Annotated in this window: 5 protein-coding genes and 1 pseudogene; 2 read left to right on the forward strand and 4 right to left on the reverse strand. The window is 29.6% G+C overall.

Annotation, left to right across the window (positions count from 1 at the left end):
• Positions 1-24: 24 nt before the first annotated feature.
• The 3 genes from AB1Z17_RS05515 to mutY form a co-directional block, all read right to left on the reverse strand.
• A complete protein-coding gene (locus tag AB1Z17_RS05515; RefSeq protein WP_368050800.1) occupies positions 25-747 on the reverse strand; it encodes a CNNM domain-containing protein in 723 nt (240 codons plus the stop codon).
• A 75-nt stretch (positions 748-822) separates the two neighbouring features.
• Complete coding sequence (locus AB1Z17_RS05520) at positions 823-1275, reverse strand: single-stranded DNA-binding protein (RefSeq protein WP_368050801.1); 453 nt, start codon at positions 1273-1275, stop codon at positions 823-825.
• 40 nt (positions 1276-1315) lie between these two features.
• Positions 1316-2356, reverse strand: coding sequence for an A/G-specific adenine glycosylase (gene mutY / locus AB1Z17_RS05525; RefSeq protein WP_368050802.1), 1041 nt, complete (start codon positions 2354-2356; stop codon positions 1316-1318).
• A gap of 133 nt (positions 2357-2489) precedes the next feature.
• Here mutY and AB1Z17_RS05530 point away from each other — a divergent pair, with 133 nt between their 5' ends.
• Both AB1Z17_RS05530 and AB1Z17_RS05535 read left to right on the forward strand, forming a co-directional pair.
• Positions 2490-2780, forward strand: a complete 291-nt coding sequence (locus AB1Z17_RS05530; RefSeq protein WP_368050803.1) for an HU family DNA-binding protein — start codon at positions 2490-2492, stop codon at positions 2778-2780.
• Between the two features lie 273 nt (positions 2781-3053).
• A complete protein-coding gene (locus AB1Z17_RS05535; protein ID WP_368050804.1) occupies positions 3054-4604 on the forward strand; it encodes an Rne/Rng family ribonuclease in 1551 nt (516 codons plus the stop codon).
• A 47-nt stretch (positions 4605-4651) separates the two neighbouring features.
• Here AB1Z17_RS05535 and AB1Z17_RS05540 read toward each other — a convergent pair.
• A pseudogene (locus tag AB1Z17_RS05540) lies at positions 4652-5223 on the reverse strand (patatin); the annotation flags it as partial.

A 5223-nucleotide genomic window follows, 5' to 3' on the forward strand; every position in this document is an offset into this window, starting at 1 on the left:
AGCGGCTAGCCGCCGCCTGTTCCGTTATCTGCGTGAGCTGGCGGCCGCGGACTGAGCTGGTCGTCGAAGAGGCGCCGGAACTCGACCTGCGGTGCATCGACGGGGCCCGAGACAGCGTAGACCGCTGATGACATGCGGTTGACCTGTTTCGGTATTTCCAAAATTTACAATTCCTTGTAAAATTTTTTGTTCGTCTTTAGTTGTGGCTTCATTTGAAGTTAATTCTAAGGCCTGAGATAATTTTTCTACAGATAGGCTAGATTGTTTTTTACCTAATTTATTTTCAATACTATTAGTAAGGCTCATTAAAGGCAAACTAATTACTGATAATAATGAATTTAAAACTTTTAATGGAACTGCCATAAAAGTTGCAAATTTTAATGAATTTCTGGTAGCGTAAACTTTTGGTAATACTTCACCAAAAAGTAAAATTAAAAAAGTAACTAATACAACTTCAATTAAAAATTTAAGTAAATCAGATGTAATATTGCTAAAAATAATTTCACCGATGTAGGCAAAAATCAATACCACCAAAATATTAATAAAATTGTTTGAAATTAATATAGTAGCTAATAGTTTTTGCGGATTTTTTAACAAGTCAACAACTGCTTTTTGTTTGTCGGAGTCCGATTCTAACACCTCTGATAGTGTAGCTTTAGATAGTGAGAAAAAAGCGACTTCTGCACCAGAAATCAAAGCTGAAAGAATCAGCAATAAAAATAACATTGCAAAACTAATAAGTAGCAAAATATTTAAACTTTCGATAAAATTAATGATTAAAAATGTGGGTTCAGGATCCAATTATTTTTTATTAAATTAAACTTAAAACGGTAAATCATCTTCAACTTCATTGGTAGAAGTCTCATTTTTTGGAGTTTCAACTTGCTTGTTTTCAGAAGGCTTGCTTTCAACTTTTGGTTGTGGCGTATTTAACTCCTTTTTGGTAGATAAAAAAGTCATATCTGCAACGTGTATTTCTGTGGTATATCTTTTAGAGCCATCTTCACCTTCCCATTGGCGTGTTTTTATTCTGCCTTCGCAATACACTTTATCTCCAGTGGTTAAATATTTTTCGCAAATTTCAGCCAATTTATTTCTAACAACAATATTATGCCACTCAGTAGTTGTTACTTTATCGCCTGTTTGCTTATTAGTATAAGTTTCATTAGTAGCTAAAGGAAAACGACCTATAGAATTTCCACCTTCAAAATAGTGCATTTTCACATTGTCTCCTAAATGTCCAATTAGAATTACTTTGTTTATTGTTCCAGCCATTTTTTTATGTATTATTGATTAATCAAAAGTACTAAAAATTTTAGTTGTAATTAAATTCATTTAAAAAATTATCTATTAAAACTGGAACAGGATATTTTTTAATATCGTTCCATGAATGTCTAAATTTTAAGGAATTAGGAGTTTTTATTATCCAAAACTTTGCATAAATATGTTGATGCGATAATTTATGTGGTTTTACAATTTCAGTATGTAGTTTAATTGTTATTGTATTTAATTGAACTAATTCATTAAAAGTCTTGTGTTCAATTAATTCTTGTTGATTTATCGGCTTATCAGTTTCAACTAACGGGAATTGGTACATATTTAACCAAATTCCTTTTTCTCTTTTTACCAGTTGTGTTGCATTATTTTTAGTTTGAATCACCAAATAATTAAAATATCGCTTTCGTATTTTAAGTTTTTTCTCTTTTACAGGTAATACCTTTATTGTGTTTTTTGATAAAGCTACACAACTATTATTTAACGGACAGTTATTGCAATCTGGATTTTGTGGCTTACATACTGTTGCTCCAAATTCCATAACTGCCTGATTATGTGTTCCTGGAATTTCAGCATTAATAAGTTCTTGTGCTAACAGTTTAAACTCTTTAATACCATTTGACGAATTAATAGGGGTATCAATTCCGAAATAACGCGACAAAACTCTATATACATTACCATCAACAACAGCGGTAGGTTCGTTAAAACAAATAGATGCAATTGCCGAAGCAGTATAATCTCCAACACCTTTTAATTTTAATAATTCATTATATGTTGAAGGAAATTCTCCTTGTAGCTCATTAACCACATATTTTGCTGAAAAATGCAAGTTTCTAGCTCTGGAATAATAGCCCAAACCTTGCCACAATTTTAAAACTGTTTCTTCTGAAGCAGCAGCTAAATCAAAAATAGTAGGAAATTGCTCCACAAACTTAAAATAATAAGCCATTCCTTGGTCAACTCTAGTCTGTTGTAAAATAATTTCAGACAACCAAATAAAATATGGATTTTTAGTTGCTCGCCAGGGCAAATCTCTTTTATTCTGTAAATACCAGACTGTTAATTGGTTAGAAAATTTCATCACTTTATTTAAGAAATGCAATATTACAAGTTTTAATTGATTAAATTTTAATGAATTAACTTTTTGATTTTGATTATTATATCCTATATTTGCCGTCTTAATTTTATAATAACATATATAAATATATTTAAAAATGACGAAAGCAGAAATCGTATCAAATATTTCAGATAAATCTGGAATAGAAAAAACAGATGTTTTAGCAACTGTAGAAGCGTTTATGGACGAGGTAAAAACTTCATTAGAAAAAGGAGATAATGTTTACTTAAGAGGATTTGGTAGTTTTATTATTAAAACAAGAGCTGAAAAAACTGGAAGAAACATTTCTAAAAATACTACAATTAAAATACCAGCACACAACATTCCAGCTTTTAAACCTGCAAAAGTATTTGTAGAAGGCGTAAAAAGCAAGGTTAAGGTTAGCTAATTAAAAAGATTTATTAATACTAAATAACATTCTATTATGCCAAGTGGTAAAAAAAGAAAAAGAGCTAAAATCTCTACTCATAAACGTAAAAAAAGAGCTAGAGCTAATAGACATAAAAAGAAAAAGTAAGCTTAGCTTACTTTTTCTTTGACTTTAAATAAAGTTCATTGAAATAGATAGTTGCTAAATAGTAACTATTGTTGGGTAAAAATTCCTGTAAAACTTAATTATAAATCGTTCAAATTTTCAATTTGAACATAAAAACAATTCAGAGTGAAAACAGAATTAATTATACGATCAAATTCCTCTGATATTGATTTTGCCTTATTAAAAGATGGTAGATTAACTGCATTAAATAATGAATCTAACGAAAATAAATTTTCTGTTGGAGATGTTTTTTTAGCAAAAATTGGTAAAGTATTGTCTGGTTTAAACGCCTCGTTTGTTAACGTAGGCTACGAAAAAGACGGTTTTTTACATTATCACGATTTAGGTGCGCAGTTAAAATCATTAAATAAATTTATAAAAGGTATCAACACAGGTAAAATTAAAGATTACACTTTAAAAAACTTTCAGCTAGAAAAAGACATTGATAAAAATGGCTCTATAGCTGATGTATTAAAAACAGGTCAAAACTTATTAGTCCAAATAGTTAAAGAACCTATATCTACAAAAGGACCCAGAATGAGTTCTGAAATTTCAATAGCAGGTAGATATTTGGTTTTAGTTCCTTTTTCAGATAGAGTTTCCGTATCACAAAAGATAATGGATCCCGAAGAAAAAGAACGATTAAAAAGACTAATTAAAAGCATTAAACCTAAAGGATTTGGAGTTATTATTAGAACTGTTGCCGAAGATAAAAAAGTAGCAGATTTAGATAAAGATTTACAAAATTCTTTAGAAAGATGGGTGGTAATGTGTAAAAAAATTAGAAATACTAGAGCACCACAAACACCTATAAAAGTATTAAGTGAGTTAAATAGAGCCTCTTCAATTTTAAGAGATATTTTTAATGATTCTTTTACAAGTATTGTAACAAATGATGAAACAATGTATTTAGAAACTAAAGAATATCTGCAAGAAATTGCACCAGAAAAAGAGTCTATTGTATCCTTATACAATTCGAAACTTCCAATTTTTGAAAAATTTGGAATCGAACGTCAGATTAAAACATCTTTTGGGCGTACAGTTTCAATGAGTAAAGGAGCTTATTTAGTAATTGAACACACCGAAGCACTTCATGTAATTGATGTAAATAGTGGTAACAGATCTAATAAAGCAATGTCTCAAGCAGATACTGCATTAGAGGTGAACTTAATTGCTGCATCTGAAATTGCCAGACAATTACAATTACGTGATATGGGAGGAATTATTGTTGTAGATTTTATTGATATGCACACAGCTGAACATAGACAAAAACTCTATGATCATTTAAGAAATGAAATGGCATTTGATAGAACAAAACACAAAATATTACCTCCAAGTAAATTTGGTTTAGTTCAAATTACAAGACAAAGAGTACGACCTGAATTAGTAATTAAAACTCAAGAACCTAATCCGAGTGGTTTAGGAGAGGTTGAAGCACCAATTGTTATAATAGACAAAATTGAGGCCGAATTAGAAAAATTAATTACATTAAAAGATCATAAAAAGCTTGTACTAAATGTACATCCTTTTATTGCCGCCTATTTAAAAAAAGGAATTCCATCTATACAACACAGATGGTTTGCAAAATACAAAAAGTGGATTAAAATTTTACCAAGAGATGCCTATCAATATTTAAATTTTGAATTCACCAATAATAAAGGTGAATTAATTGAATAATGCATACAATATCTTATAAAAGTCCTGCTTAATTGCAGGGCTTTTTTTTAAAACCAATACCCAACATTAAAATGCCAATACTTTTCAGAATGATCTGGAGACCAGGAATAATTTATTTCTATAGGTCCTAAAAAAGTATCTATTCCATACCCCACCATATAACCAGATTTTGTGTTTTCAAAAATCTTCCCTTCATTAAATAAATCAGGCTCTACTCTTGTATAATTAGCTGTTGCAGAAAAATAGTTTTTAGGCAAAAACTCAAACCTTAACGTTAAACCAGATTTTAAAAAAGCATTTGCAGATAACTCTGCTAAATCATATCCAAAAAATGGTATAAATGAGTTGATAAAATTTTCTCCATAACCTCCAACATTATAATCTAATGCTCTATTATTATTTTCACCTATGGTAATACCGGCTTCTGAGTTAAAATGAGTTGTTAATTTGTCAAAAAATGTGTAGGCTAAACCAAACTTTCCCTTTAATTGAGAAAATGAATTAAAGTTATTATTATAATCACTGGAGTTTAAAAACCACCTAAACTCAGTATCCAAAAATACACCATATTTTTGAAAATATTTTTTATCATAAGTGTCAATTTTTAAATATGCAATTA

The organism is Lutibacter sp. (assembly GCF_040883305.1).
Classification (GTDB): Bacteria; Bacteroidota; Bacteroidia; order Flavobacteriales; family Flavobacteriaceae; genus Lutibacter.

Bases quoted from the DNA above. Each gene is read 5' to 3' on its own strand.
- AB1Z17_RS05530 (WP_368050803.1), top strand. From the start codon at position 2,490: ATGACGAAAGCAGAAATCGTATCAAATATTTCAGATAAATCTGGAATA.
- mutY (WP_368050802.1), bottom strand. From the start codon at position 2,356: ATGAAATTTTCTAACCAATTAACAGTCTGGTATTTACAGAATAAAAGA.
- AB1Z17_RS05520 (WP_368050801.1), bottom strand. From the start codon at position 1,275: ATGGCTGGAACAATAAACAAAGTAATTCTAATTGGACATTTAGGAGAC.